This window comes from Pseudomonas sp. Emmai, from assembly GCF_055179735.1.
The window spans coordinates 6,542,265-6,568,495 of sequence record NZ_CM143685.1; the positions used below are offsets into that span (position 1 = coordinate 6,542,265).

General features: G+C 60.1%; 24 protein-coding genes. 16 read left to right on the forward strand and 8 right to left on the reverse strand.

Features of this window, described 5'->3' with window-relative positions:
- Positions 1-200 precede the first annotated feature (200 nt).
- The 5 genes from ACY4LX_RS30065 (at position 201) to ACY4LX_RS30085 (ending at position 5,563) form a co-directional block, all read left to right on the forward strand.
- Positions 201-1,403 (forward strand): MFS transporter, encoded by a 1,203-nt coding sequence (locus ACY4LX_RS30065; protein WP_463258608.1) that lies wholly within the window; start codon positions 201-203, stop codon positions 1,401-1,403.
- 177 nt (positions 1,404-1,580) lie between these two features.
- Positions 1,581-2,507 carry a DUF72 domain-containing protein gene (locus ACY4LX_RS30070; RefSeq protein ID WP_149660959.1) on the forward strand — a complete coding sequence of 309 codons (927 nt, stop codon included), beginning with the start codon at positions 1,581-1,583 and terminating at the stop codon, positions 2,505-2,507.
- A complete protein-coding gene (locus ACY4LX_RS30075; RefSeq protein WP_463258609.1) occupies positions 2,504-3,301 on the forward strand; it encodes an endonuclease/exonuclease/phosphatase family protein in 798 nt (265 codons plus the stop codon). The genes ACY4LX_RS30070 and ACY4LX_RS30075 overlap by 4 nt, the downstream gene beginning before the upstream one ends.
- Positions 3,298-4,590: a cardiolipin synthase ClsB gene (gene clsB / locus ACY4LX_RS30080; RefSeq protein ID WP_463258610.1), complete on the forward strand. Its 1,293-nt coding sequence runs from the start codon at positions 3,298-3,300 to the stop codon at positions 4,588-4,590. Before ACY4LX_RS30075 ends, clsB begins: the two co-directional genes overlap by 4 nt.
- Positions 4,577-5,563, forward strand: coding sequence for a lysylphosphatidylglycerol synthase domain-containing protein (locus tag ACY4LX_RS30085; RefSeq protein ID WP_463258611.1), 987 nt, complete (start codon positions 4,577-4,579; stop codon positions 5,561-5,563). Before clsB ends, ACY4LX_RS30085 begins: the two co-directional genes overlap by 14 nt.
- Positions 5,564-5,700: 137 nt before the next feature.
- Here ACY4LX_RS30085 and ACY4LX_RS30090 read toward each other — a convergent pair whose 3' ends face one another.
- From ACY4LX_RS30090 to ACY4LX_RS30100, 3 genes are all read right to left on the reverse strand, one after another.
- Positions 5,701-6,459: an alpha/beta hydrolase family protein gene (locus ACY4LX_RS30090; protein WP_149660963.1), complete on the reverse strand. Its 759-nt coding sequence runs from the start codon at positions 6,457-6,459 to the stop codon at positions 5,701-5,703.
- Positions 6,449-7,558 carry a DUF3182 family protein gene (locus ACY4LX_RS30095; RefSeq protein ID WP_463258612.1) on the reverse strand — a complete coding sequence of 370 codons (1,110 nt, stop codon included), beginning with the start codon at positions 7,556-7,558 and terminating at the stop codon, positions 6,449-6,451. The genes ACY4LX_RS30090 and ACY4LX_RS30095 overlap by 11 nt, the downstream gene beginning before the upstream one ends.
- 262 nt (positions 7,559-7,820) lie before the next feature.
- Positions 7,821-8,810, reverse strand: a complete 990-nt coding sequence (locus ACY4LX_RS30100) for a GlxA family transcriptional regulator (protein ID WP_463258613.1) — start codon at positions 8,808-8,810, stop codon at positions 7,821-7,823.
- A 101-nt stretch (positions 8,811-8,911) separates the two neighbouring features.
- Between ACY4LX_RS30100 and ACY4LX_RS30105 the strand changes: the two genes are divergently transcribed.
- From ACY4LX_RS30105 to ACY4LX_RS30150, 10 genes are all read left to right on the forward strand, one after another.
- Positions 8,912-9,466, forward strand: a complete 555-nt coding sequence (locus tag ACY4LX_RS30105) for a cysteine hydrolase family protein (protein ID WP_463258614.1) — start codon at positions 8,912-8,914, stop codon at positions 9,464-9,466.
- Positions 9,467-9,758: 292 nt separating this feature from the next.
- Positions 9,759-10,340, forward strand: coding sequence for a YjfI family protein (locus tag ACY4LX_RS30110; protein WP_149660967.1), 582 nt, complete (start codon positions 9,759-9,761; stop codon positions 10,338-10,340).
- Between the two features lie 24 nt (positions 10,341-10,364).
- Positions 10,365-11,063, forward strand: coding sequence for a PspA/IM30 family protein (locus tag ACY4LX_RS30115; RefSeq protein ID WP_149660968.1), 699 nt, complete (start codon positions 10,365-10,367; stop codon positions 11,061-11,063).
- A 246-nt stretch (positions 11,064-11,309) separates the two neighbouring features.
- Positions 11,310-11,873: a rhomboid family intramembrane serine protease gene (locus tag ACY4LX_RS30120; RefSeq protein ID WP_149660969.1), complete on the forward strand. Its 564-nt coding sequence runs from the start codon at positions 11,310-11,312 to the stop codon at positions 11,871-11,873.
- 60 nt (positions 11,874-11,933) lie between these two features.
- Positions 11,934-12,968: an ion channel gene (locus tag ACY4LX_RS30125; protein WP_149660970.1), complete on the forward strand. Its 1,035-nt coding sequence runs from the start codon at positions 11,934-11,936 to the stop codon at positions 12,966-12,968.
- Entirely contained in the window at positions 12,955-13,629 is a 675-nt protein-coding gene (locus tag ACY4LX_RS30130) for a DUF2491 family protein (protein WP_149660971.1), read from the forward strand. Before ACY4LX_RS30125 ends, ACY4LX_RS30130 begins: the two co-directional genes overlap by 14 nt.
- A 16-nt stretch (positions 13,630-13,645) precedes the next feature.
- Positions 13,646-14,074 carry a DUF350 domain-containing protein gene (locus ACY4LX_RS30135; protein WP_123404383.1) on the forward strand — a complete coding sequence of 143 codons (429 nt, stop codon included), beginning with the start codon at positions 13,646-13,648 and terminating at the stop codon, positions 14,072-14,074.
- 20 nt (positions 14,075-14,094) lie between these two features.
- Positions 14,095-14,823 carry a DUF1190 domain-containing protein gene (locus ACY4LX_RS30140; RefSeq protein WP_149660973.1) on the forward strand — a complete coding sequence of 243 codons (729 nt, stop codon included), beginning with the start codon at positions 14,095-14,097 and terminating at the stop codon, positions 14,821-14,823.
- Positions 14,824-14,835: 12 nt separating this feature from the next.
- A complete protein-coding gene (locus tag ACY4LX_RS30145) occupies positions 14,836-15,993 on the forward strand; it encodes a glutathionylspermidine synthase family protein (RefSeq protein ID WP_463258615.1) in 1,158 nt (385 codons plus the stop codon).
- Positions 15,994-16,137: 144 nt separating this feature from the next.
- Entirely contained in the window at positions 16,138-18,336 is a 2,199-nt protein-coding gene (locus ACY4LX_RS30150) for an OsmC domain/YcaO domain-containing protein (protein WP_463258616.1), read from the forward strand.
- 72 nt (positions 18,337-18,408) lie between these two features.
- On the opposite strand, the gene ACY4LX_RS30155 is transcribed toward ACY4LX_RS30150, so the two are convergent.
- Both ACY4LX_RS30155 and ACY4LX_RS30160 read right to left on the reverse strand, forming a co-directional pair.
- Complete coding sequence (locus ACY4LX_RS30155; RefSeq protein ID WP_123404375.1) at positions 18,409-18,939, reverse strand: single-stranded DNA-binding protein; 531 nt, start codon at positions 18,937-18,939, stop codon at positions 18,409-18,411.
- A gap of 9 nt (positions 18,940-18,948) precedes the next feature.
- The gene (locus ACY4LX_RS30160; protein ID WP_149662052.1) at positions 18,949-20,346 is read right to left on the reverse strand and encodes an MFS transporter; all 1,398 of its coding nucleotides are present in this window, start codon (positions 20,344-20,346) and stop codon (positions 18,949-18,951) included.
- 191 nt (positions 20,347-20,537) lie between these two features.
- Between ACY4LX_RS30160 and uvrA the strand changes: the two genes are divergently transcribed.
- Complete coding sequence (uvrA, locus tag ACY4LX_RS30165) at positions 20,538-23,372, forward strand: excinuclease ABC subunit UvrA (RefSeq protein WP_149662053.1); 2,835 nt, start codon at positions 20,538-20,540, stop codon at positions 23,370-23,372.
- Between the two features lie 140 nt (positions 23,373-23,512).
- Here uvrA and bfr read toward each other — a convergent pair whose 3' ends face one another.
- The 3 genes from bfr to rplQ form a co-directional block, all read right to left on the reverse strand.
- Positions 23,513-23,977 carry a bacterioferritin gene (gene bfr, locus ACY4LX_RS30170; RefSeq protein WP_008030905.1) on the reverse strand — a complete coding sequence of 155 codons (465 nt, stop codon included), beginning with the start codon at positions 23,975-23,977 and terminating at the stop codon, positions 23,513-23,515.
- A gap of 155 nt (positions 23,978-24,132) precedes the next feature.
- Positions 24,133-25,581, reverse strand: coding sequence for a catalase (locus ACY4LX_RS30175; RefSeq protein ID WP_463258617.1), 1,449 nt, complete (start codon positions 25,579-25,581; stop codon positions 24,133-24,135).
- 241 nt (positions 25,582-25,822) lie between these two features.
- Positions 25,823-26,209, reverse strand: a complete 387-nt coding sequence (rplQ, locus tag ACY4LX_RS30180; protein ID WP_007896790.1) for a 50S ribosomal protein L17 — start codon at positions 26,207-26,209, stop codon at positions 25,823-25,825.
- Positions 26,210-26,231: the final 22 nt, after the last annotated feature.

Genomic DNA, 26,231 nt, shown 5'->3' on the forward strand with positions numbered 1-26,231 from the left:
TTGTTCTTCAGGTATACCGCGTTTGCCGGGTTTACGACTGCTTCGCAGCCGAACGGGGGCAAGCCCCCTCGCCACAGGTCATCACCGTTCTTGGTGATATTTGACCAGCACGCAAATATCAAATGTCCAGCCCTCTATTTTTCCGCATAACCCAAACCCCGACACTGCGCTCCATCAAATAACCCACCGGAGTTGCAGTCATGCCCATTGCCTTGCTCGCGCTGACCCTCAGCGCCTTCGCCATCGGGACGACCGAGTTCGTCATCGTTGGCCTGTTACCCACCATCGGCGCCGACCTCGGGGTCAGCCTGCCGTCCGCCGGCCTGCTGGTCAGCCTCTACGCCCTGGGTGTGGCCATCGGCGCGCCGGTGCTGACTGCCCTCACCGGCAAAGTCCCGCGCAAATTGCTGCTGTTGTCGCTGATGGTGCTGTTCACCCTCGGCAACCTGCTGGCCTGGAAAGCCCCAAGCTACGAATCGCTGATCATTGCGCGGATCGTCACCGGCCTGGCCCACGGGGTGTTTTTCTCGATTGGCTCGACCATCGCCACCAGCCTGGTGCCAAAGGAAAAAGCCGCCAGCGCGATTGCAATCATGTTCACGGGCCTGACCGTGGCGTTGGTCACCGGTGTGCCGTTGGGGACCTTCATTGGTCAGCATTTCGGCTGGCGTGAAACCTTCCTCGCCGTGTCGGCCCTGGGTGTGATCGCGTTTATAGGCAGCCTGATCTACGTGCCCAAGAACATCGCCCACAGCAAACCCGCGTCGCTGTTGCAGCAATTGCAGGTGCTCAAACAACCGCGCCTGCTGCTGGTGTATGCCATGACGGCGGTCGGTTACGGCGGCTCGTTCATTGCGTTTACCTTCCTGGCACCGATTCTTCAGGACATCTCGGGTTTCAGCGCCAGCACCGTCAGCCTGGTGTTGCTGGTGTACGGCATCTCGGTGGCGGTCGGTAACATCTGGGGCGGCAAACTGGCGGACAAACGCGGCCCGATCAGCGCCCTGAAAATCATCTTCGCCCTGCTCGCTGCCGTGTTGTTCGTGTTGACCTTCACCGCCGGCAATCCATGGCTGGCCCTGGCCACCGTGCTGGTCTGGGGTGCGGTGGCGTTCGGCAACGTGCCGGGCTTGCAGGTTTACGTGGTGCGTCAGGCCGAGCATCACACCCCGCAGGCGGTGGATGTGGCATCGGGGCTGAACATTGCAGCGTTTAACCTCGGGATTGCCGGGGGGGCTTGGGGTGGCGGGTTGATCGTCGCGCACATGGGGCTGATTCACACGGCGTGGATAGGCGGGCTGGTGGTGTTGGTGGCCCTGGCGTTGACCATGTGGAGTGGTCGTCTTGATCGGTTGGGGCCGGTGTATGCCGAGAGCTCGACGCGGGTTGTCGCCGGGCACTGACCGTTTGCGGTGACGGCGGCACATCCGGCTTTGATGTGACTGATAGACCGCTATCGCGAGCAAGCGTTGCTCCCACAGGTGTGATGCGTTGCGTGTGTACCGTCCGTAGTCCCACGGAAACTTTCTCGTTTGCCCGACAGTCATCCAGAAATGGCGGGCAAACGACGGGAGGGACACATGGCGGCGATTCACATTGGTATTTCCGGCTGGCGCTACACGCCGTGGCGCGGGGGCTTCTATCCAAAAGGCCTGACCCACAAGCGCGAATTGCAATTCGCCTCGCGGGCGGTCAACAGCATCGAAATCAATGGATCGTTCTACGCCCTGCAACGGCCCGAACGCTATCTGCAGTGGTACGACGAAACCCCATCGGGCTTCGTCTTCAGCGTCAAGGCCCCGCGTTTCATCACCCACATCCGCCGCTTGCGGGACATCCATACACCCTTGGCGAATTTCTTCGCCTCCGGGGTGCTGGAGCTCAAGGACAAGCTCGGCCCGATCCTCTGGCAATTCCCGCCCAGCTTCAAATTCGACGCCGAACTGTTTGAACACTTCCTCGAACAACTGCCCCACACCACCGAACAGGCCGCCGCCCTCGCCCGCCAGCATGATTCGCATCTGCACGGCCACGCCAGCCTCAAGGCCCACGGCAAAAAACCGATGCGCCACGCCGTGGAAATTCGTCACGAGAGCTTCGTCGACCCGGCCTTCACCCGTCTGCTGCGACGCTACAACACCGCCCTGGTGATCGCCGACACCGCCGGCAAATGGCCGTACCGCGAAGACCTCACCAGCGATTTCGTCTACCTGCGCCTGCACGGTGCCGAAGCACTCTACGCCAGCGGCTACACGCCCCAGGCGCTGAAGCGTTGGGGCGAGCGGATCGAGGCGTGGAACCACGGTCAACAACCCACCGATCCGCAGTTGATCGCGCCACGACAGAAACCCAAGGTGCGCAAATCCCGGGAAGTGTTCTGCTATTTCGATAACGACATCAAGGTCCGCGCACCTTTCGATGCACGCCGCCTGCTGGAACGCTTCCACCTCGATAAAGAGCTCGCCACCCGCCCCGGCGAGCCCGCCGCCGAAGGGGTGCTGTCATGAGCCTTTCCGAACCGATAGGCGGCACCGACGAGCAGCAAACCGTGATCACAGCAGTGCGCAGCTTTACCGTGCTGACGGTCAACACCCACAAGGGTTTCACCGCGCTCAACCGGCGCTTCATCCTGCCCGAACTGCGCGAAGCGGTGCGCAGTGTCTCCGCCGACGTGGTGTTTTTGCAGGAAGTCCACGGCACCCACGAGCAGCATCCCCAGCGCTACAGCAATTGGCCGACCATGCCGCAATACGAATTCCTCGCCGACACCCTGTGGCCGCAGTTCGCCTATGGCCGCAACGCGGTGTACCCGGCGGGCGATCACGGCAATGCGTTGCTGTCGAAATTCCAGATCATCCGCCACGACAACCTCGACGTGTCCATCAGCGGCCATGAGAACCGTGGCCTGCTGCATTGCGTACTGCGCCTGCCCGGTGACGGCCAGGAAGTGCACGCGATTTGTGTGCACCTCGGGCTGCGGGAAAGCCATCGCACGGAACAACTCAAGTTGCTGGCCGAACGCCTGGAAGAACTGCCGAGCGATGCGCCGGTGATTGTCGCGGGCGATTTCAACGACTGGCGCCAGCGTGCCGATGCCTTGCTCAAACCCTGTGGTTTGCGCGAGGTTTTCGCCGAACACCATGGCAAACCGGCGCGCAGTTTTCCGGCGCGCTGGCCGACGTTGCGCCTGGACCGCATCTACGTACGCAACCTCAAGGCCAGCCGCCCGCAAGTATTGGCGGCGCGGCCCTGGTCCCACCTTTCCGACCATGCACCGCTGTCGGTGGAGATCGAGCTATGAACAATCCCTCGATGGAAAAAGCCGCCGTGGAACACATCGCCGCGCCGCCACTGGGCGAGCCGGCAGCGGCCGACGTGGAATACGCCTGGCACGGCAACAACCGGGTCGAGTTGCTGGAAAACGGCGAAGCGTATTTCCCCCGGGTGTTTGAGGTGTTGCGCGAAGCCAAGAGTGAAATCCTCCTGGAGACCTTCATCCTGTGGGAGGACAAGGTCGGCACCGAGTTGCAGCAGATCCTGATGGACGCGGCCCGGCGTGGCGTGCGGGTGACCATCAGCCTCGACGGTTTTGGCTGCGGCGAACTGAGCACGGGGTATCTCGCGGCGCTGAACGAGGCCGGCGTGCACATCCAGATGTTTGACCCGGCGCCCAAGCATTTGGGCTTTCGCACTAACTGGTTCCGGCGCCTGCACCGCAAGATCGTGGTGGTCGACGGCACCATCGCGTTTATCGGCGGGATCAATTTTTCCGGCGATCACCTGGCCGACTTCGGCCCGGAGGCCAAGCAGGATTATTCCGTTGAAGTCCAAGGCCCGGCAGTGGCTGACATTCATCACTTCGCGCTGCTGCAAAGCGGCCGTCCGGTCAGGGCCAAATACTGGTGGCAGCGCCGTCGGCAACGACGTTCGGAACTGGCGTTCAGCGACCATGACGGCCAGGTGCGGCTGGTGTACCGCGACAACAACGACCATCGCACCGACATCGAGGAGGTTTATCGCCTGGCTCTGCGTAGCGCCCAACGCCGGGTGGTGATCGCCAACGCTTACTTCTTCCCCGGTTATCGCCTGTTGCGCGAGATCCGCAACGCCGCGCGCCGGGGCGTGGATGTGCGGCTGATCCTGCAAGGCCAGCCGGACATGCTGGTGGCCAAGCTGGCGGCGCGCATGACCTATGACTATTTGCTCAAGGCCGGGGTGCGGATCTACGAATATTGCGACCGCCCGCTGCACGGCAAAGTGGCGCTGGTGGACGAGGACTGGAGCACCGTCGGTTCGAGCAACCTCGACCCGTTGAGCCTGTCGATGAACCTGGAAGCCAACGTGTTGATCCGCGACCGGACCTTCAACCGGGAGTTATTCGAACGCCTGGAAGAGCTGAGCAATCACCACTGCAAGGCCATGTCCCCGGACAAGGCACCGCGCGGGCGGGTCTGGCACATGACCGTGGGCTTCATGGTGTTCCACTTCCTGCGGCATTTCCCGGCGTGGGCCGGTTGGCTGCCGGCGCACAAGCCACGGCTCAAACCTTTCACTCATCCGACCGGGAGCGACCACCATGAGCCGCGCTGATGCCCCCTCCGTCGCCCAGGCCGACAGCCCGGCAAAATCCCGCTGGAGCCGCTGGAAAAAACCGCTGACGATGCTGTTTTTCCTGGCGCTGATCGTGCTGTTGACCATGCTCGCCCAGCGCCTGGAATGGAACGAGGTGTTCGACACACTGGCGGATTTCAAGGTGCGCACGCTGATCATTGCGTCTGGCGTGACGCTGCTGAGTTTCCTGGTTTACGCCTGCTTCGATCTGATCGGCCGCACCTACATCCGCCAGGACCTGACCTGGAAACAGATCCTGCCGGTGGGGATCATCAGCTACGCCTTCAACCTGAATCTGAGCGCGTGGGTCGGCGGCATCGCCATGCGTTATCGCCTGTATTCGCGTCTCGGCGTGAGCAAAAGCAACATCGCGAAAATCCTCGGGCTGAGCCTGGCCACCAACTGGATTGGCTACATGCTAATTGCCGGCGCGATCTTCAGCAGCGGGCTGGTGAGGATGCCGCCTGGCTGGAAGCTGAGCAGCGATGCGTTGCAAATCGTCGGGGTGGTGTTGCTGCTGCTGAGCGCGGGGTATCTGGCGGCGTGTCAGTTTTCCAAGCGCCGGGAGTGGGCGATTCGCGGCGTGGAAATCGACTTGCCGTCGCTGCGCATGGCGGTGCTGCAACTGGCGCTCGGGGCATTGAACTGGTCGTTGATGGCGGCGGTGATTTTCACCCTGCTGCCGAGCAAGCTCGACTATCCGCTGGTGTTGGGCGTGTTGTTGATCAGTGCGATTGCCGGGGTCATCACCCACATTCCGGCGGGGCTTGGGGTGTTGGAGGCGGTGTTCGTGGCACTGCTGCAACATGAGGTGTCGCGGGGCAGTCTGGTGGCGGGGTTGCTGGCGTATCGGGCGATTTATTTCATCTTGCCGCTGTTGATTGCGTTGGTGATGTACCTGGTGGTGGAGGCGAAGGCCAAGACGTTGCGGATTTCGAAGAAACCTTCTTGAGATTAGCGGTGATGCGGAAGACGCCTTCGCGGGCAAGCCTCGCTCCTACGGGGGTCGTGGTGAATGGGATTTCGCGAACGACACATCCCCTGTAGGAGCAAGGCTTGCCCGCGAATGGTCTTAAGAACACCGCAATTTCAACTGGACTGAATAATGCTCAACCGCTCACCCACCACCATTTCCGTGATCCAGTCCACGAGGATCGAGGTGTAGGCCTGTTGTGCAATCGGGTCGGTCAACGCGTGATCGGCACCGTCGATGATGCGGTGGGTCAACGAATGGGTTTGCTGGCACGCCGCGCGGTAACTCATGATCGTCGCATGGGGAATGTGATCATCCGTCTCCGATTCCACCAGCAACACATCCCCGGTAAACGCCGCGCAGGCATGCAGCGCCCGATTGTTCGCGGCATGTACTAGCGTGCTGCGGTAATCGAGCAAATCCACCTTGTCCAGTTCGCGCTTGGGTGTGTGCCACTGCTCGTCGCGGTACAGCGCCGGGACCCGCAGCGCCAGCCAGCGCACCGGACGCAAGGACGTGAGAATCGCCGCCAGGTAACCGCCATAACTGGTGCCGACCACCGCAATCGCCGAAGTATCGAGGGCCGGATGCGCGAGCAGGCGATCGTACGCCGCCAGCAAGTCGCGCAAATTGTCTTCCCGGGTCACCTGGGACAACGCAATGCCGGTGCCGCCGGTATGCCCGCGCAGGTCGAAGGTCAGGCAGACACAACCGAGGCCGGCGATGCCTTTGGCCCGTTCCAGATCCCGTTCCTGACTGCCGCCCCAGCCGTGCACAAACAACACGCCCGGGACTTTCGATTTGGGGCTGAGGAAATGCCCGGTCATCTGTTCGCCGTCAATGTCGATTTCTATGGTTTCGCTTCTAGCCGTCATAGGATTTGACCGTTACGTACTTGAGAAGAAAGTCACTGTCTTGCGCCGGGCCACGATAGACCTCGATGGTGTCCGCCGGCAGCGGCTGCTCGATGTAGGTTTCCACCGACGACACACGAATCGCGCGCATCCCCGGATCGTTGACGAAGCTTTGCAACGCCGCGATTTCGGCGCTGCTGGCACCGCCCATGCGCCAGGATTGTTCAAGCACGCCGCTACGCTGTTTGCCGTTGCTGTCCAGCCCCTGGGCGATGTCGTAATTGCGCCGCGACGCATAAAAACCGGGGTAAGCCTCGTCCGCCGCGCTGTCGAACACCTGGGCTTGCTGAATCGCCAGGCGCACATCCTCGGGCAATTCCAGTTCCAGCAGGTCCTCGTAGTAACCCTGGACCACCAGCAGATTGGAGCCTCCATAAACCTGCTCGCCGTGCCCGTCTTCGGTCAAGTATTGATCACCGCAGTAACTCAGCACTTTGTCGCCGATAAACGTCTGGCCAACGCTGTGGGTGATGACCTGGTCGAGGTCCTGCTCCAGCACCACGCCTTCGGTGAACAATTGCTCGGCGTCGGGGCGGGCGAGGATGGCATCGAACTGGTCGAGGCTCTTGATCACTTCCTGGCCGCGCCCGGCGCAGGCATGAATCGGTTTGAGGCGGATCGGGCCGCTGTAGAGCAAGTGCTCCGCCGCCGGCCGCGCATCCTCCAGGGAAAACACGCTAAGACCGTCGAGCACCACACTGCGCACCCGCTCGGAAAACAGTGGCGACCAGCCTTCGGGGGCGAATGCATCGCGGTTGAGCAAACCGTGGCTGATGGCTTTGGTGCAGATAAAGTCGTAGTCGACATAACCGCCCCACAGATCTTCCGGCCCCTTGACGCCAAACTTAAGCGCAGCGGCGGCGCCGACCAGCGTCTGGGTCGGCAACAGGTACAAGTCTCGGCCGTTGTGCAATTCGGGGTCGTAGCTGCCGCCGTATTTGAGCCCGAGGATCTGCGCCAGCCAACGGGCCAGCGCGCGATTGGTCTCGACTTCGTGCAGCGGGCTTTCAGGCCGCACGGAGTGAGCGACGACCAGTTTTTTGCGGTTTGTTGGGGTCATGCGTCCCCCTTCAATCTGCGCTTGATGAGTGTGGCTTGATGGTGCAGAGATCAGGCCAACGGTGGCCGGTTGGAAATGACTTTGAGATCAGTCATTTGCTCTAGCCGTGGTGGCATTGAGCCCGTTTATTCTGCACGACCTGTTCCCGGGCCCCGGCATTTTGCACGACGCTCCTCTGTAGGAGCATAGCTTGCTCGCGATGTCGGCCTGTCAGGCAGATCGATGTTGGATGTTCCGACGCTTTCGCGAGCAAGCTTTGCTCCTACGGATTTCGAGGCGGTGTTATGCCGAACCGGGTCCGGTAATCACTCGGCGCCAACCCGGTGATTTTCTTGAACGTGGCGCGAAATGCGCTTGGGTCCTGATAACCCACGGTCCAGGCGATGTGATCGATGGTGCCGTTGGTGAACTCCAGCATTTCCCGGGCCTTGCCGACCCGCAGGTGCTGGCAGTACTCGGTAGGCTTGAGCCCGGTCGCCGCGCGGAATCGGCGCAGGAAGGTGCGCTCCTCCAGCCCTGCCCGTTCGGCCATCGCGGTCAGCGACACGTCGGTCGCGCCGGTGCTTTGCAGCCAATGCTGGACCTTGAGAATCGACCCATCGCCATGGCTGAGGATCGGCGCAAAGTTGCTGCCGCACTGGCTCGCGCTGTCGCTGTGTTCGATCACCAGAAACCGCGCAGTGCTGGCGGCGATGCTCGGCCCGAGCAAGCGGTCGACCATGCGCAAGCCCAGCTCGGACCACGCCATCAGCCCGGCGGTGGTGATCAGGTCGCCGTCATCGACGATGGGCGTATCGGCCAGGAGCTTGATCGCCGGGTAACGTTCGGCAAAGGCTTTGGCCGAGGTCCAGTGGGTGGTGGCGCTGCGACCATCGAGCAAACCGCTTTCGGCCAACAGGATCGAACCCACGCACACGCCGCCCAGCGTCGCGCCTTGCCCGTGTTGCTGACGAATCCAGCGCAGCAGCCCTTGGGGCGCCTGACTTTCGGAAAAACCGCCAATCGACGGCGGGATCATCACCGCCACCAAGCCGCTGTCCGGGCCGGGATGACTGTCATACACCCGCTCGGGCACCTGATCGCCCTCGCCCCGCCAATGACTGACCCGCAGCAACGGCAACTGCGCCGCCTGATGCTCGGCGGCGATCCGGTTGGCAACGCCGAACAGGTCCGTCAACCCATGCACCGCCGCCATCTGCGCGCCGGGATAGATCAGCACACCCAGTTCGGCGACCGCTCTTTCTAGGCCCATTGTCAGTTTTCCCCCTTCTATTGTCGGTGCGGCCAATCCCCGGAAGGTCGGCCAGCGCCAATACTTGATTCCACACCTACACACACTTCGAGGAAACACCCATGGCCAAGCAAGCGCTCATCGTAGTTGATATCCAGAACGACTACTTCCCCCAAGGCAAGTGGCCGTTGGTCGGCGCCGACGCGGCGGCGGACAACGCCGTACGCTTGATCAACGCCTTTCGCGAGGCCGGCGACCCGGTGGTGCATATCCGCCATGAATTCACCTCGGACGCCGCGCCGTTCTTCACCCCGGGATCGGACGGCGCGAAGCTGCACCCCAAAGTCCTCAACCGCGCCGACGAGCCGGTGGTGCTCAAGCACTTCGTCAACTCGTTCCGCGAAACCGAGCTGCAAGCCATCCTCGATGAACAAGGCGTTGAGCATCTGGTGGTCGTCGGCAGCATGAGCCACATGTGCGTCGATGGCATCACCCGCGCCGCCGCCGACCTGGGCTACACCGTGACCGTGATCCATGACGCCTGCGCCACTCGCGATCTGGAGTTCAATGGCGTTACGGTGCCTGCCGCCCACGTTCACGCCGCGTTTATGTCGGCACTGGGGTTTGCTTATGCGAGCGTGGTGTCGGCTGATGAGTTTCTTGGGGCTGGGCGCTAACGGCATGACCTGAGAAAAATCAAAAGATCGCAGCCTTCGGGAGGCGATTTGAGGCCCGCAGTGTTTTCGCGCTGCGGGCTTTTGTATTTCCGTTGGTAAAAATCCTCACGCGTGAGCTATTGAGAGGGCCAGACAATCCCTGTAGTGTTTCTCACGCGTGAGATTTCACAACGGAGTCACCAGTATGAAAAGCAGCTCTGCATCAGGTCCGCCTGCCGAGCCTGTTACCGATACAGCGAGTCGCAAGGGAGAGCGCTCGAAACCGTCCGCGAAAAAACCGTCGAGCTTCTACATGAAGCAGATGCGCGCGGGCCTGGGTGCCGCCGGTTATGTGAAACACGAGACTTGGGTGCTTCCCGAAAACCGAAGCCTGCTCAAGCAGATGGAGAAACAGCTACGCCAACCGATCCTGGCTGGCTCATTCATGTCGGAGAATTTCATGAGCGCAGGTAACAACTGGAACATCGACCGCCTCTTCAGCGCCCTCCAGGCCCTGGATGACGTGGTTTCCAACGACATCACCCTTTCCCTCGTTCAAGGCTCCGAATCCAGCATCAAGCTGGAAATGAACGACTTTGGCGGCTTGCCGATTTACATCGCGGTCGTGGGCGAGCAGATCATCGTCGACACCGTGCTGGTGGACGTCGAGTCGATCAAGGACGTCGCAGCCTTCAACGACGCCGTGCTGCGCAGCCGCGAGCTGTTCCCGCTGTCCTCGATTGGTATCGAGTCGATGCCGAACGGCCAGGTCGTCTACAACATGTTCGGCGCCCTGAGCTCCGATTCGAGCCTGACCAACGTCGTGACCGAGGTCAAAACCCTCGTCGACAATGTGCAGCGCGCCAGCGAAGCCTTTGAACGTTTCTTCCATTAATTATTCAGCCATAGGGCATATCCAATGACTCAGTCCATCTGGAGCAAATTGTTCACCGCGCTGCGCGGCGGTGCCAGTGAAGTCGGCGAAGCCATCGTCGATCAACAGGCCCTGCGCATCCTCGACCAGGAAATCCGCGATGCTGACACCGCCCTGGCCAACGCCAAGCGCGAGCTGGTCACCATCATGGCCAAGCACAAACTGTCGGCGGATCGTGTGGCCGAGTACAACGCCAAGATCCAGGACCTTGAAACCAAGGCCATGGCTGCGATCCAGGCCAACCGCGAAGACCTGGCGCTGGAAGTCGCCGAAGCCATTTCGACCCTGACCAACGAACTCGAGGTCGAGCAAAAGCAGGCCAGCGAATTCGGCGGTTACGCGGACAACATGCGCAAAGACATCACCAAGGCCGAAAACCGCATCAAGAGCCTGCGCCAGCAAGTGGACATGGCCAAGGCGCGCGAAAGCGTACAGAAAGCCCAGGTCAGCGCTTCGATCGCCAGTGGCGGCGCCAACGGCAAGCTGGAAACGGCCGTCGGCACGCTGAACCGTTTGCAGGCCAAGCAGCAGCAACGCGCTGCCGAACTGCAAGCCCAGGATGAACTGGCCGACGCGTCGACCGGCACGGACCTGGAGCGCAAACTGCGCGAAGCTGGCATCACCCCGGATTCGGGCAGTGCCAATGCGATCCTGGATCGTCTGAAGAAAAAATCGGCTGAGTAAGCCGAGTAACCGGTCCGGGCCTGCCTGACTCCAATCAGTCAGGCCTGACACCGAACCTGTGGCGAGGGAGCTTGCTCCCGTTGGGCTGCGCAGCAGTCCCCTTCTTGTCAGGTAGAAAGAGGGGCCGCTTCGCAGCCCGGCGGGAGCAAGCTCCCTCGCCACAAGTAACTCATTGCCAGGTGCATCTCTTAACTAACTGGCATTGAGCGTCGAGCCCTGTCTTTTTTTGTAGAGTCGAGGTCAAGAATGGATGCCCTGAAGGGTTTCAAGACAATCGCCGGCCTGGCCCTTTTCATGGTGGCGCTGCAAGTGCTCAATTTCGTGAGCGGCTACAGCCTGCTGTCATTCGGCCTGGTCCCGCGGACACTCTACGGACTGCCCGGCATCCTCACGTCGCCTTTCCTCCACGCCTCGTTCGCGCACCTGAGCGCCAACCTGATTCCCTTTTTGATCCTCGGCACCCTGGTCATCGTCGATGGGCTCAACCGCTTCCTGGCCGTCAGCGCGATCATCATTGGCCTGGGTGGTTTGCTGGTCTGGCTGTTCGGTTTTTCCGGCCTGCACATCGGCGCCAGCGGCTGGGTGTTCGGGTTGTGGGCGTACATTCTGTTCCGCGCCTGGTTCCAGCACAGTTGGGGCAACCTGATCACGGCGGCGGTCGTCGCCTTGTTGTATGGCGGGCTGGTCTTCGGCTTTCTGCCGCGCCAGGGGGTTTCTTTCGAAGGCCATATTGCCGGGGCATTCGCCGGATTTATTGCGGCAAAGGTACTTCTCTCGGCGCCCGGCAACAGGTTTAATGCCGCCCGGTAGATGCGGATTCGAACCACGCATAGTGCCTGGAACGAGTTTTCCCACGGAGTCAGGGACGCCATGTCGATTTTTCTTTTATTACGCGTGTATGCCGCGACCTTCTTCCACCGTTTCGGCTGGGCAGGACTGGCAATTGCCTTGGGCATACACCTGAGCACGGCTTACCTCGGCCTGGTGCTTCTGGGCGAACAACACCTCACCGCCCCCGCGACGTTCACCTACTTCTATCTCACCACCACGCTGACGGTCGGCTACGGCGATCTCGCGCCGCAAACGGCGGCCGGGCGGGTGTTCGTGGCCACTTGGGTCATGCTTGGCGGCATTGCGCTGCTCACGGCAGCCATCGGCAAAACCACCAGCAGCGTCATTGATGTATGGAGAAAAGGCATGAAGGGCAAAGGCGATTTCAGCGGCAAGTCTGGCCATACGGTGCTGATTGGCTGGGAAGGTTCGTCCAGTGAGCGGGTCATCGAGCTGCTGCTGGAGGATGAAACCTCCAATGACAACCTGATCGTCATTTGCGATTGCGACCTCGAAGAAAACCCGATGCCGGGCAAAGCCGCCTTCATCAAAGGTGAAAGCCTGTCCTCCAGCGCGCTACTGATACGGGCCGGTGTGCCCGGTGCCGAACGCGTGCTGGTGCGCACCCATTCCGACGACCTGACCCTGGCCACCGTGCTGGCGGTCAATCAACTGAGCCCGGTCGGACACGTGGTGGCGCACTTCAACGAAAGCGAAATCGCCGCCCTCGCCAGCTCCTACGCGCCCAGCCTGGAATGCACCTCAAGCATGGCCATCGAGATGCTGGTGCGCGCGTCGCAGGACCCGGGCTCGTCCGTGGTCATCAACGAGTTGTTATGCGTCGGCCAGGGCGCCACGCAATACCTCATGAAACTGGCGCCGGACTATGTGGCAACATTCGGCGAGCTGTACGCGCGCATGAAAGACCGCCACAACGCGACCCTCATCGGCTATCGCGCCAAAGGCGCCCAGCAACCATCGATCAATCCGCCCAACGCCACGCGCATTGAGGGCGGTGAACTCTTCTACATCGCCTCCACTCGCCTCAAGGAAATCTCCAATGGGATGGTTTAAACAGTTGATGGGGCTTGAGGCCCCGGCTCCTAAAGCGGACCCGAACTGGACAGCCAACGCCAGCCAGCAGGCAGTCGGCCCGCTGGGCCTGGCGCTGGGTAAAGGCGTGATGTTCGACAGCACGCTCACATTGCTGCTCGACGAAAAAACCGCCGTGACCATCCCCGGCTCCCAGCAGATCTGGTGCGCCGGCACGGTCGATCTCGGGCAGTCGAACTGGCTGTCACGCTATTACATGAACGACGAAGATTATTGGCTGCAAGTGCACACCACCGGCGACATCGCCGGGCAGGTCGAGTCGGTCATCCTGTTCAACTACCTCAGCTACGTGACCATCAGCAGTGAGGCGGAGTTGAGTCGCCTGGCCGGCCCGCAAAGCCTGATCGGGCTGCCCTACTACGCCCACAAAGGCGTCGAATTCACCCGCGAATGGGGCACCGAGAACGGACAAACCGAGCTGGTCGCCCTGAGCGAAAACCTGAAGAACCCGAACGAGGCCTACACCATTGAGCACCGCTCGATGCTGTACGCCCGTGAAACCGGGCTGACCGATCGACGGGAGTTCCTGCTGTTCTCCGTCGAAGAGGACGCCGAAGGCAGCATCAGCTTGAGCACATCGCTGGGCATTTCGCTGTACACCACCGATCTGAACACCATTTAAAAAAAGGAAGAATGCCATGCTAGAAGCGCTCTCTATCTCCCTGAACAAGGCCGCTGTGCTCGGGTTTGTCACCTACATCATCGGCGCGGCCGTGCTGTTCGCGCTGTTCCAGTTCATCTATACCCGCATTACCCCGCACAAAGAGTTCGAACTGATCCGCTCGGGCAACGTCGCGGCGGCGATTGCCCTGGGCGGCGCGATCATCGGCTTCGCCATTCCGGCCAGCAACGTGATTGCCTACTCGATCAGCATCCTCGACTTCGTGGTCTGGGCGGTCATTGCCGCGTTCGTCCAACTGCTGGCGTTCCTGATGACCAGCCTGGTACTCAAGGGCACGTCCGAGCGCATTCGCAACGGTGAAATCGCTGCCGGCATCTACGTGGCAGCCGTGGCCATCAGCGTCGGCATGCTCAACGCCGCGTGCATGACCCCGTCCCAGAACTGATCGCGCAAACGGAGATTGTGATGAAACGAAGCAAGTACGTTCAGCTCTCGCTCGCCGCGTCAGTTGCCATGGCGATCTCAGGCTGCGGGCCATCAGAAAAAACCTACGAGATCCACAAGAAGTACAACTTCCAGTCCGTCCAGCAGTGTGCCGATGAAAAGCTTCCGGTCGACATCTGCTCTGACGCCTACATGAAGGCCATGACCCAGCATCGCAGCATTGCGCCGGTGTACGACAACAAGGCCGATTGCGATGCTGACTTCGTCGCCGACTGGTGCCAACAGGACTCCGCCGGCAAGTTCATCCCCAAACTCGGCGGTTTCGAACTGAACGCCGATGGCGAGGTGACGCAATCGGAAGTGGACGCGGCCAAGTCGAAACTGCCGGCGTCCGAAGCGAGCGCCGTCGGTGATTCCGGATTCTCCGGCAGCAGCCTGCTGATGGGGATGTTGGTGGGCAACATGCTCAGCGGCAACCGCAGCAGCTACTACTCCGAACCGGTCTACCGCTACCGCGATGATCGCGGCAGCTACTCGAACTCGACACTCAGCCAGCGGGTTTCGTCGGGTTCGACCTTCAACAAGTCCAATCAGGCGCGCTACGGCAGCAGCAATTACGCCGACACCGTCAGCCGCAGCAAGTCGGCGACGGTTTCCTCTGCGACCTCTCGCGGCGGCTTCGGCAGCCAGGCCAGCGCACGCAGTGGTTGGGGCGGTTCGGGCAAGAGTTCGGGCGGCTCAAGCAGCTAAGGGAACAGGGCCATGAAGAAAATCCTCTGCGCAGAGCGTCCCGACTGGAAACAGACTGCCGAAAGCCTCGGCTTTATGTTCCACACCATCGACGACGAGCCCTATTGGGACGAGAGCGCGTATTACCAGTTCACGCTCAAGCAGATCGAAAACGACCTAGAAGACCCGACCACCGAGCTGCATGAGATGTGCATGGACTTGGTGGCCCGGGTGGTGCAGAGCGAGGAATTGCTGGAGCGCCTGAGCATTCCCGCGCCGTTCTTCGACCTGGTCCGTACTTCATGGCTCGAAGGCCACCCGCATTTGTACGGGCGCATGGACTTCTCCTACAACGGCAGCGGCCCGGCCAAGTTGCTGGAACTCAACTACGACACGCCGACCAGCCTGTACGAAGCGGCGGCGTTTCAGTGGGGTTGGCTGGAGCAATGCATCGAACGCGGCCTGCTGCCCAAGCATGCTGACCAGTTCAACAGCATCGACACCAAGCTGCACCAGGCCTTTGCCCAACTGCAACTCAAGCAGCCGTTCTATTTCGCCTCGATGAAAGGTTCGGTCGAAGACAAAGGCACCACCGACTACCTGCGCCTGATTGCGGAGAAGGTCGGAATCGAATCCCGCCACATCGACCTCGAAGACATCGGCCTGACCAGTGACGGACGTTTCGTCGATCTTGAAGATCGCTGGATCCCGCACCTGTTCAAGCTGCATGCCTGGGAATTCATCTTCCACGAACCGTTCGGCGCCGCGATTGCCCAGAGCGATACGCAGTTTTTCGAGCCAGCCTGGAAAGCGATCATCTCCAACAAAGGCATCCTGCCGCTGTTGTGGGCGTTCAACAAAGGCCACCCGAATCTGCTCGCGGCGCACGTGGATACCGACCCGAACAAAGCCGTGCCGAAAGGCTGGGTGCGCAAACCTTTTTTCTCCCGGGAAGGCGCCAACATCGAGTTGCAAACGGCCGAGGGTCTGATTGTGAAAGAGGACGGGCCCTACACGGATGCGCCGTTTATCCTTCAGGAATTTGCGCCGTTGCCGCAGTTTGGCGACAGCTTCACCCTGGTGGGTTCGTGGGTGATTGGCGACCAGGCGGCCGGCATCGGCGTGCGGGAAGACAACAGCCTGATCACCAAGGATTCGAGCCGGTTTCTGCCGCACCTGATTCTTGATTGATCGGCACTTCACTTATAAAAAAGCCCGGTGCCGTGCATCGGGCTTTCGGGTGAAACAGGCTCTGGCCCCGACAACGACAAGACATACGTCTGAAAAGCCGGATAATGGCGGCCAATTCGTCTGCCGTTATGCTGGTAATCCCCCATGGAAATCAAGGTCAACTTTCTCGACAACCTTCGACTTGAAGCCAAGTTCGACGACTTCACGGTGGTGGCCGATCAACCTATCCGCTACAAGGGCGATGGCTCGGCACCGGGCCCGTTCGATTACTTCCTGGCGTCCTCGGCGTTGTGTGCGGCTTATTTCGTGAAGTTGTACTGCGACACGCGCAGCATTCCCACGGAAAACATCCGCCTGTCGCAGAACAACATTGTTGATCCGGAAAACCGCTACAACCAGATTTTCAAGATTCAGGTCGAGCTGCCCGCGGACATTTCCGACAAGGACCGCCAAGGCATCCTGCGTTCCATCGACCGCTGCACCGTGAAAAAAGTGGTGCAAGCCGGGCCTGAGTTTGTCATCGAAGAAGTCGATAACCTCGACGCCGATGCCCAGGCTTTGCTGATGCCGGCGTCCAGTTCCGAGGCGAGCACTTTTATTGCCGGCAAGGACCTGCCGCTGGAGCAGACCATCGCCAACATGTCGGCCATCCTGGCTGACCTGGGCATGAAGATTGAAATCGCTTCGTGGCGCAATATCGTGCCCAACGTGTGGTCGCTGCACATCCGCGACGCGCACTCGCCGATGTGTTTCACCAACGGCAAGGGCGCGACCAAGGAAGGCGCATTGGCGTCGGCATTGGGCGAGTTTATCGAGCGTCTGAACTGCAACTTCTTCTACAACGACCAGTTCTGGGGCGAAGACATCGCCAACGCGCCGTTCGTGCATTACCCGGACGAACGCTGGTTCAAGCCTGGCCGTAAAGATGCACTGCCGAGCGAAATCCTCGACGAGTACTGCCTGAAGATTTACAACCGCGACGGCGAGCTGCGTGGCTCCCATCTGATCGATACCAACTCGGGCAACGAAGAGCGCGGCATCTGCTCGCTGCCGTACGTGCGCCAGTCGGACGGTGAAGTGGTGTATTTCCCGTCCAACCTGATCGAGAACCTGTTCCTGAGCAACGGCATGAGCGCCGGCAATACTTTGGCTGAAGCCCAGGTGCAATGCCTGTCGGAGATCTTCGAGCGCGCGGTCAAACGCGAAATCATCGAAGGCGAATTTGCTCTGCCGGATGTGCCGGCCGAGGTGCTGGCGAAGTACCCCGGGATCCTGGCCGGGATTCAGGCGCTGGAAGAACAAGGCTTCCCGGTGCTGGTGAAGGATGCGTCCCTGGGCGGTGAATTCCCGGTGATGTGCGTCACGTTGATGAACCCGCGCACTGGCGGTGTATTCGCCTCGTTCGGCGCGCACCCGAGCCTGGAAGTGGCGCTGGAACGCAGCCTCACCGAATTGCTCCAGGGTCGCAGCTTCGAAGGCCTCAACGACCTGCCACAGCCGACCTTTGAAGGCCATGCGGTGACCGAGCCGAACAACTTCGTCGAGCACTTTATCGACTCCAGCGGCGTGGTGTCGTGGCGCTTCTTCAGCTCCAAGTCGGATTACGAATTCGTAGAGTGGGACTTCTCCGGCCAGGGTGAAAACTCGAACGCCGAGGAAGCCGCGACCTTGTTCGGCATTCTTAAAGCCATGGGCAAAGAATCGTACATGGCGGTCTACGAGCACATCGGCGCAACGGCGTGCCGCATCCTGGTGCCGGACTACTCGGAAATCTATCCTGCGGACGACCTGATCTGGGATAACACCAACAAAGCGCTGTTCTTCCGCGCCGACATCCTCAACCTGCATCGCCTGGACGAAGAAGAACTGAAAGCGCTGGTTGAGCGTCTGGTGGAAAGTGAGCTGGACGACTACACCGACATCACCTCGTTGATCGGCATCGAATTTGACGACAACACCGCGTGGGGTCAGCTGACCATCCTCGAGTTGAAGCTGCTGATCTATCTCGCCCTGCAGCAATATGAAGAGGCGAAAGAAGCGGTCGAAATGTTCCTGCAGTACAACGACAACACGGTGGAGCGCGGCTTGTTCTACCAGGCGGTCAATGTGGTGCTGGAGATGAAACTGGACGAAGACCTGGAACTGGAAGACTACGAAGCCAATTTCCGCCGGATGTTTGGCAACGAGCGCACGGAAGCAGCGATCGGCTCGGTGGACGGCAGCGTACGCTTCCACGGCCTGACGCCGACCAGCATGAAACTCGAGGGGCTCGACCGGCACCTGCGGTTGATCGAAAGCTACAAGAAGCTGCACTCGGCCCGGGCCAATGTGAACGCCCGTTAAAACAGCGCCCACAAAAAAGCGAAGCCAGATGGCTTCGCTTTTTTTTGTTCGCGGTTCTGAACCAGTTAGGGATCAGAACGGGATATCGTCATCAAAGCTGTCGAAATCCGGAGCCGGTTGCGGTGCTGCCTGCTGTGGCGGCGGAGCCTGGCGCGACTGCTGCGGAGCCGACTGCTGCGGACGCGGAGCCTGCTGCTGGCGTGGGGCTGGAGCGGACTGCTGGTAGTTGTTGCCCCCGCCTTGTTGGTCGCCCTGTTGTGGACGGCCGCCCAGCAGTTGCATGGTGCCTTGCATGTCGACCACGATTTCAGTGGTGTAACGCTTGATACCGTCTTTTTCCCACTCGCGGGTCTGCAGCTTGCCTTCGATGTAGACCTGCGAACCTTTACGCAGGTATTCGCCGGCGATTTCGGCCACTTTGCCGAACATCGAAACACGGTGCCATTCGGTCTTCTCGACCTTCTGACCGGTTTGCTTGTCAGTCCACTGTTCGCTGGTCGCCAGACTCAGGTTGGTCACGGCGTTACCGTTAGGCAAGTAGCGAACTTCGGGATCCTGGCCGCAAGTGCCGACCAATATGACTTTGTTAACCCCACGGGCCATAACGTTCTCCTAGGCTACGCACGCTGCCTCGGCCGGGTTGTTCACCAAGCGCTCAAGGGTCGTGCGATCCAATAGTTCTGTGTCCAATTTGATGTAAATCGCCGCTTCGTCTGCGACGACCACTGCATCTGTTACCCCTACGACGGCCTTCAGGCGCTCGACCAGACCCGCTTCGCGGATCGCCTCGGGCGACAATGGCAAGCGCAAGCTCGTCACGTAGGGAGGTTCGCGCATGGTAACAGCAAAGGCCAGCCAGAGGGCAGCCAGGCCGGCGCATCCGAGGAAGACAACCGACAAACCGCCATGCTGGAATAGCCAACCACCGAGGATCCCGCCCAGCGCCGAACCGAGGAACTGGCTGGTGGAATAAACCCCCATCGCCGTGCCTTTGCCGCCCGCCGGTGAAACCTTGCTGATCAACGATGGCAAGGACGCTTCCAGCAGATTGAACGCGGTAAAGAACACCACCGTCCCGATCACCAGAGCCCGCAAGCTATCGCCGAACTGCCAGAAGAATAGCTCAGTGAGCATCAGCGTCGCGACGGCGCCCAGCAAAACTCGTTTCATTTTGCGTCGCTTCTCGCCATAGATGATGAACGGGATCATGGCGAAGAAGGAGATCAGCAGCGCAGTCAGGTATACCCACCAGTGCTGCTCCTTGGGCAGCCCGGCTTTTTCCACCAGGGCCAGGGGCAATGCGACGAAGCTCGACATCAACATCGCGTGCAACACAAAAATACCCAGATCCAGCCGTAACAGGTCTGGATGCTTGAGCGTCGGGATCAGCGCCTGGCGGGCAACGCCGGATTCGCGATGCTGCAACGGGCCAGTAGCGCGCGGCACCATGAACATCACGATGACGATGCCGAACAACGCCATGCCGCCAGTGGCGAGGAACAACCCGGACAGGCCGAAGGCACGGGTCAGCAAGGGGCCGACGACCATGGCGACGGCGAACGACAAACCAATCGTCATGCCGATCATGGCCATGGCTTTGGTCCGGTGCTGTTCCCGGGTCAGGTCCGACAGCAACGCCATGACCGCCGCGGAAATCGCCCCGGCGCCTTGCAGGACGCGTCCGGCGATGACGCCCCAGATTGAATCGGCATTGGCCGCCAGCAGGCTGCCGAGGGCAAAAACGATCAGGCCCAGGTAAATCACCGGGCGCCGACCGATACGGTCGGAAATGAAACCGAACGGAATCTGGAACAGCGCCTGGGTCAGGCCGTAAGCGCCAATCGCCAGCCCGATCAGGGCCGGGGTCGCTCCGGCCAGGTCCATGCCATAGGTCGCCAGTACCGGCAACACCATGAACATGCCAAGCATACGGAAGGCGAACACCAGGGCCAGACCGCTGGCTGCGCGGGTCTCACTGCCACTCATGCGTTCGCTGTTGGGATCGTGCATGGAAAAACCTCATGTGAACCGGCGGCGATTCTACCAGTCCCATCGATTGACGGGGTATATCGCGACGCTATGACGCGCATAGATGACGCAGTCTTCATGTAAGCCTGCGCACTCCGTATTTGATAGTGTGCATCCATCCAGTATTTGGCCGTATACTCCTACGTTTTCGACGCCCGCCGAGCGAGGCCACTTTGGACAAGATCCTGATTCGTGGGGCCCGAACCCACAACCTGAAGAACATCGACCTGACCCTGCCACGGGACAAACTGATCGTCATCACCGGCCTGTCCGGATCCGGCAAGTCGTCCCTGGCTTTCGACACGCTGTACGCCGAAGGCCAGCGCCGCTATGTCGAATCGCTGTCGGCCTACGCCCGGCAATTCCTGTCGATGATGGAAAAGCCTGACGTCGACACCATCGAAGGCCTGTCGCCAGCGATTTCCATCGAGCAGAAGTCGACCTCGCACAACCCGCGTTCGACGGTCGGCACCATCACCGAAATCTACGACTACCTGCGCCTGCTGTACGCCCGCGTCGGTATTCCGCGCTGCCCGGACCACGACATTCCACTGGAAGCCCAGACTGTCAGCCAGATGGTTGACCTGGTGATGGCGCAACCGGAAGGCAGCAAACTGATGCTGCTGGCGCCGGTGATTCGCGAACGTAAAGGCGAGCACCTGTCGGTCTTCGAAGAACTGCGTGCCCAAGGTTTTGTGCGGGCGCGGGTCAACGGCCGGCTCTGCGAGCTGGACGAGTTACCGAAGCTGGATAAACAGAAGAAGCATTCGATTGATGTGGTGGTGGACCGCTTCAAGGTCCGCGCCGATCTGCAACAGCGTCTGGCCGAGTCGTTCGAGACCGCGCTGAAACTGGCGGACGGTATCGCTCTGGTGGCACCGATGGACGACGAGCCCGGCGAAGAGATCATCTTCTCCGCCCGCTTCGCCTGCCCGATCTGCGGCCACGCCATCAGCGAGCTGGAACCGAAGCTGTTCTCCTTCAACAACCCGGCCGGCGCCTGCCCGACCTGCGATGGCCTGGGGGTTAAGCAATTCTTCGACATCAAGCGACTGGTGAACGGCGAACTGACCTTGGCCGAAGGCGCGATTCGCGGCTGGGACCGGCGCAACGTCTATTACTTCCAGATGCTCGGGTCGCTGGCGTCCCATTACAAGTTCAGCCTCGAAGTGCCGTTCAACGACCTGCCGGCCGATCAGCAGAAGTTCATCCTGCACGGCAGCGGTTCGCAGAACGTCGACTTCAAATACCTGAACGACCGTGGCGACATCGTCAAACGCTCGCACCCGTTCGAAGGCATCGTGCCGAACCTGGAACGCCGCTACCGCGAAACCGAGTCCGCCTCGGTCCGTGAAGAGCTGGCCAAGTTCCTCAGCACCCAGCCTTGCCCGGATTGCCGTGGCACCCGTCTGCGTCGCGAAGCGCGGCACGTGTGGGTGGGCGAGAAGACCTTGCCAGCGGTCACCAACCTGCCAATCGGCGACGCCTGTGAGTATTTCGGCGTACTGAAGCTGACCGGGCGCCGTGGTGAGATTGCCGACAAAATTCTCAAGGAAATCCGCGAGCGCCTGCAGTTCCTGGTTAACGTGGGTCTGGATTATCTGTCGCTGGATCGCAGCGCCGACACGTTGTCTGGTGGTGAGGCTCAGCGTATTCGCCTGGCCAGTCAGATCGGCGCAGGTCTGGTCGGGGTTCTGTACATCCTCGATGAACCGTCGATTGGCTTGCACCAGCGGGACAACGATCGGTTGCTCGGCACCCTCAAGCACCTGCGGGACATCGGTAATACCGTGATTGTGGTCGAGCACGACGAAGACGCGATTCGTCTGGCGGACTACGTGGTAGACATCGGTCCTGGTGCCGGCGTACATGGCGGGCACATTGTTGCTGAAGGCACCCCAGCCGAAGTCATGGCTCACCCGGATTCGCTGACCGGGAAATACCTGTCGGGCCGAGTGAAGATTGCCGTACCGGCCAAACGTACACCGCGTAACAAAAAACTGACCCTGTCGCTCAAGGGTGCTCGCGGTAACAACCTGCGCAATGTCGATCTGGAGATCCCTCTGGGTCTGCTGACCTGTGTGACGGGCGTGTCCGGTTCGGGCAAATCGACGCTGATCAACAACACGCTGTTCCCGCTGAGCGCCACGGCACTCAATGGCGCCACGACCCTTGAAGCTGCCGCTCACGACAGCATCAAGGGCCTGGAGCATCTGGACAAGGTTGTGGACATTGACCAGAGCCCGATCGGTCGGACGCCGCGCTCCAACCCGGCGACTTACACCGGGCTGTTCACGCCGATTCGCGAGTTGTTCGCCGGCGTGCCGGAGTCGCGCTCCCGTGGTTACGGCCCAGGACGCTTCTCCTTCAACGTGAAGGGCGGACGCTGCGAAGCTTGCCAGGGCGATGGCCTGATCAAGGTGGAAATGCACTTCCTGCCGGACATCTATGTCCCGTGCGACGTCTGCAAGAGCAAGCGCTACAACCGCGAAACACTGGAGATCAAGTACAAGGGCAAGAACATCCACGAAACCCTCGAGATGACGATCGAGGAAGCGCGGGTGTTCTTCGACGCGGTTCCGGCGTTGGCGCGCAAGCTGCAGACGTTGATGGATGTCGGCCTGTCGTATATCAAGCTCGGGCAGTCGGCAACGACGCTGTCTGGTGGTGAAGCCCAGCGGGTGAAGCTGTCCCGTGAGCTGTCCAAGCGCGATACCGGCAAGACCCTGTATATCCTCGATGAGCCGACTACCGGCCTGCACTTCGCGGACATCCAGCAATTGCTCGACGTGCTGCATCGTCTGCGTGACCACGGCAACACAGTGGTGGTGATCGAGCACAACCTGGACGTGATCAAGACCGCGGACTGGTTGGTGGATCTGGGGCCGGAAGGTGGTTCCAAAGGTGGGCAGATTATTGCCGTCGGTACGCCGGAGGAAGTCTCGGAGATGAAGCAATCTCACACCGGCTTCTACTTGAAACCGCTGTTGGCTCGCGACAAGGCCTGATCAAGGCCCATGAAAAAGCCCCTGTCACTTCATCGGTGACAGGGGCTTTTTTATGTCTTGCACCTGTAGGAGCAAAGCTTGCTAGCGATGGCGACTTCTAAAACGCCATCGCCGGCAAGCCGTGCTCCTGCAAAGCAGAATCAGGTGTGCGATTGCAGGTAGTTCTCGAGGCCAATCAGCTTGATCAGACCCAACTGCTTCTCCAGCCAGTAGGTGTGATCTTCTTCAGTGTCGTTCAGCTGGATGCGCAACATCTCGCGGCTGACGTAGTCCTTGTGCTGCTCGCAGAGCTCTATGCCCTTGCAAAGCGCGGCACGGACCTTGTATTCCAGTCGCAGATCCGCAGCGAGCATGTCAGGTACCGTGGTGCCGACATCCAGGTCATCCGGACGCATGCGCGGCGTACCTTCAAGCATCAGGATGCGACGCATCAGGGCATCAGCGTGCCCGGCTTCTTCTTCCATCTCGTGGTTGATACGTTCGTAGAGCTTGGTGAAACCCCAGTCCTCATACATCCGCGAATGAACGAAATATTGATCACGCGCGGCCAGTTCGCCGGTCAGCAACGTGTTGAGGTAATCGATTACGTCTGGGTGGCCTTGCATCGCCCTACATCTCCCTGCTTGAAAGTCTGTAGTTTGAACCAAGGCGACTGTTTGGTCACGCCGATAGCGCGATAAAAGCGAAGATATTCTGAGAAAAGTAGTTTAAATAACGCAAAAACCGCCCAAATGAGGGCGGTTCTGCTTCTCGTTTAGACTTAGTTAAGCTGTACGCCCAACGCCTTTGCGATTGCTTCTCCATACGCCGGGTCAGCTTTGTAGAAGTGCTGCAACTGACGATCAACCACGTCGCCGGAAACCTCGGCCATCGCGCCCGCGATGTTGCTGATCAGCAGATGTTTTTGCTCATCATTCATCAGGCGGAACAGCGCACCGGCGTGGCTGTAGTAATCGGTGTCTTCGCGATGATCGTAACGATCAGCCGCACCGCTCAAGGCCAGCGCAGGTTCGGCGTAACGCGGCGCTTGTTTCGGCGACTCTACGTAGCTGTTCGGCTCGTAGTTGGGTGCAGCACCACCGTTGCTGCCGAACGCCATGGAACCATCACGCTGATAGCTGTTGACCTGATTGCGCGGCGCATTCACTGGCAGTTGCTGGTGATTGGTGCCTACGCGATAGCGGTGAGCATCGGCGTATGCGAACACGCGACCTTGCAGCATGCGATCCGGCGACAGACCTACACCTGGAACCATGTTGCTCGGGCCGAAGGCCGCTTGCTCTACCTCAGCGAAGTAGTTCTGCGGATTGCGGTTGAGTTCCAATTCACCGACTTCGATCAGCGGGAACTCTTTCTGCGACCAGGTCTTGGTCACGTCGAAGGGGTTCTCATAGTGCGCAGCGGCTTGAGCCTCGGTCATGACCTGAATGCACACACGCCATTTCGGGAAGTCACCACGCTCGATTGCACCGAACAGATCGCGCTGAGCGTAATCCGGATCGGTACCGGCCAGGCGTGCAGCATCTGCCGGCGCCAGGTTCTTGATCCCTTGCTGAGTCTTGTAGTGCCATTTCACCCAGTGACGCTCACCTGTGGCGTTGATCAGGCTGTAGGTGTGGCTGCCGAAGCCGTGCATGTGACGGTAACCGTCAGGGATACCGCGATCCGAAAACAGGATGGTGACCTGGTGCAGCGCCTCTGGGGAGTGCGACCAGAAGTCCCACATCATTTGTGCGCTTTTCAGGTTGCTTTGCGGCAGGCGCTTTTGCGTGTGGATAAAGTCAGGGAATTTCAGTGGATCGCGAATGAAGAACACCGGGGTGTTGTTGCCAACGATGTCCCAGTTGCCTTCTTCGGTGTAGAACTTGAGGGCAAAGCCTCGTGGATCGCGCTCGGTATCCGCCGAGCCGCGCTCGCCGCCTACAGTCGAGAAGCGCAGGAACGTCGGGGTTTGTTTGCCGACCGATTCGAACAGCTTGGCGCTGGTGTACTCAGTGATGTCGCGGGTAACGGTGAACGTACCGTAAGCACCCGAGCCTTTAGCGTGTACGCGGCGCTCTGGGATGTTTTCACGGTTGAAGTGGGCAAGCTTCTCGATCAGATGAAAATCGTCGAGCAACAGCGGGCCACGAGGGCCGGCGGAGCGGGAATTCTGGTTGTCGGCGACAGGAGCGCCACTGGCGGTCGTAAGCGTTTTTTTTTGGCTCATGCGATCTTCTTCCTCTGTCAGTTTTGGAACTGCCGGCTAATCGGCTTGGGACGGAGTATTGACCATTGATCAGGAAGGCTACAAATTCATTAATTTGTGGCGATCAATAGAAAAATACTACCAACGAATCCCGTTCGCATCATGACGGCGTGAACCACAGGGAAGCTTGTATAAACAGCGCGTTTCTTACAGGCACAAAAAACCGGGCACTAGGCCCGGCTCTTCGTTTCAGACTGACGTCTTACTCAGCGGATACAGCTTCACCGCCAACTGGACGATCAACCAACTCGACGTACGCCATAGGCGCGTTGTCGCCAGTGCGGAAGCCGCACTTGAGGATGCGCAGGTAGCCACCCTCACGGGTAGCGTAACGCTTGCCCAGGTCGTTGAAGAGCTTACCAACGATAGCTTTCGAACGAGTACGGTCGAAAGCCAGACGGCGGTTAGCCAGGCTGTCTGTCTTAGCCAAAGTAATCAGCGGCTCAGCAACGCGACGCAGTTCTTTAGCTTTCGGCAGTGTAGTTTTGATCAGCTCGTGCTCGAACAGCGACACTGCCATGTTTTGAAACATGGCCTTGCGGTGCGAGCTAGTGCGGCTCAGGTGACGACCACTTTTACGATGACGCATGGTTCATTCCTTACCAAACACA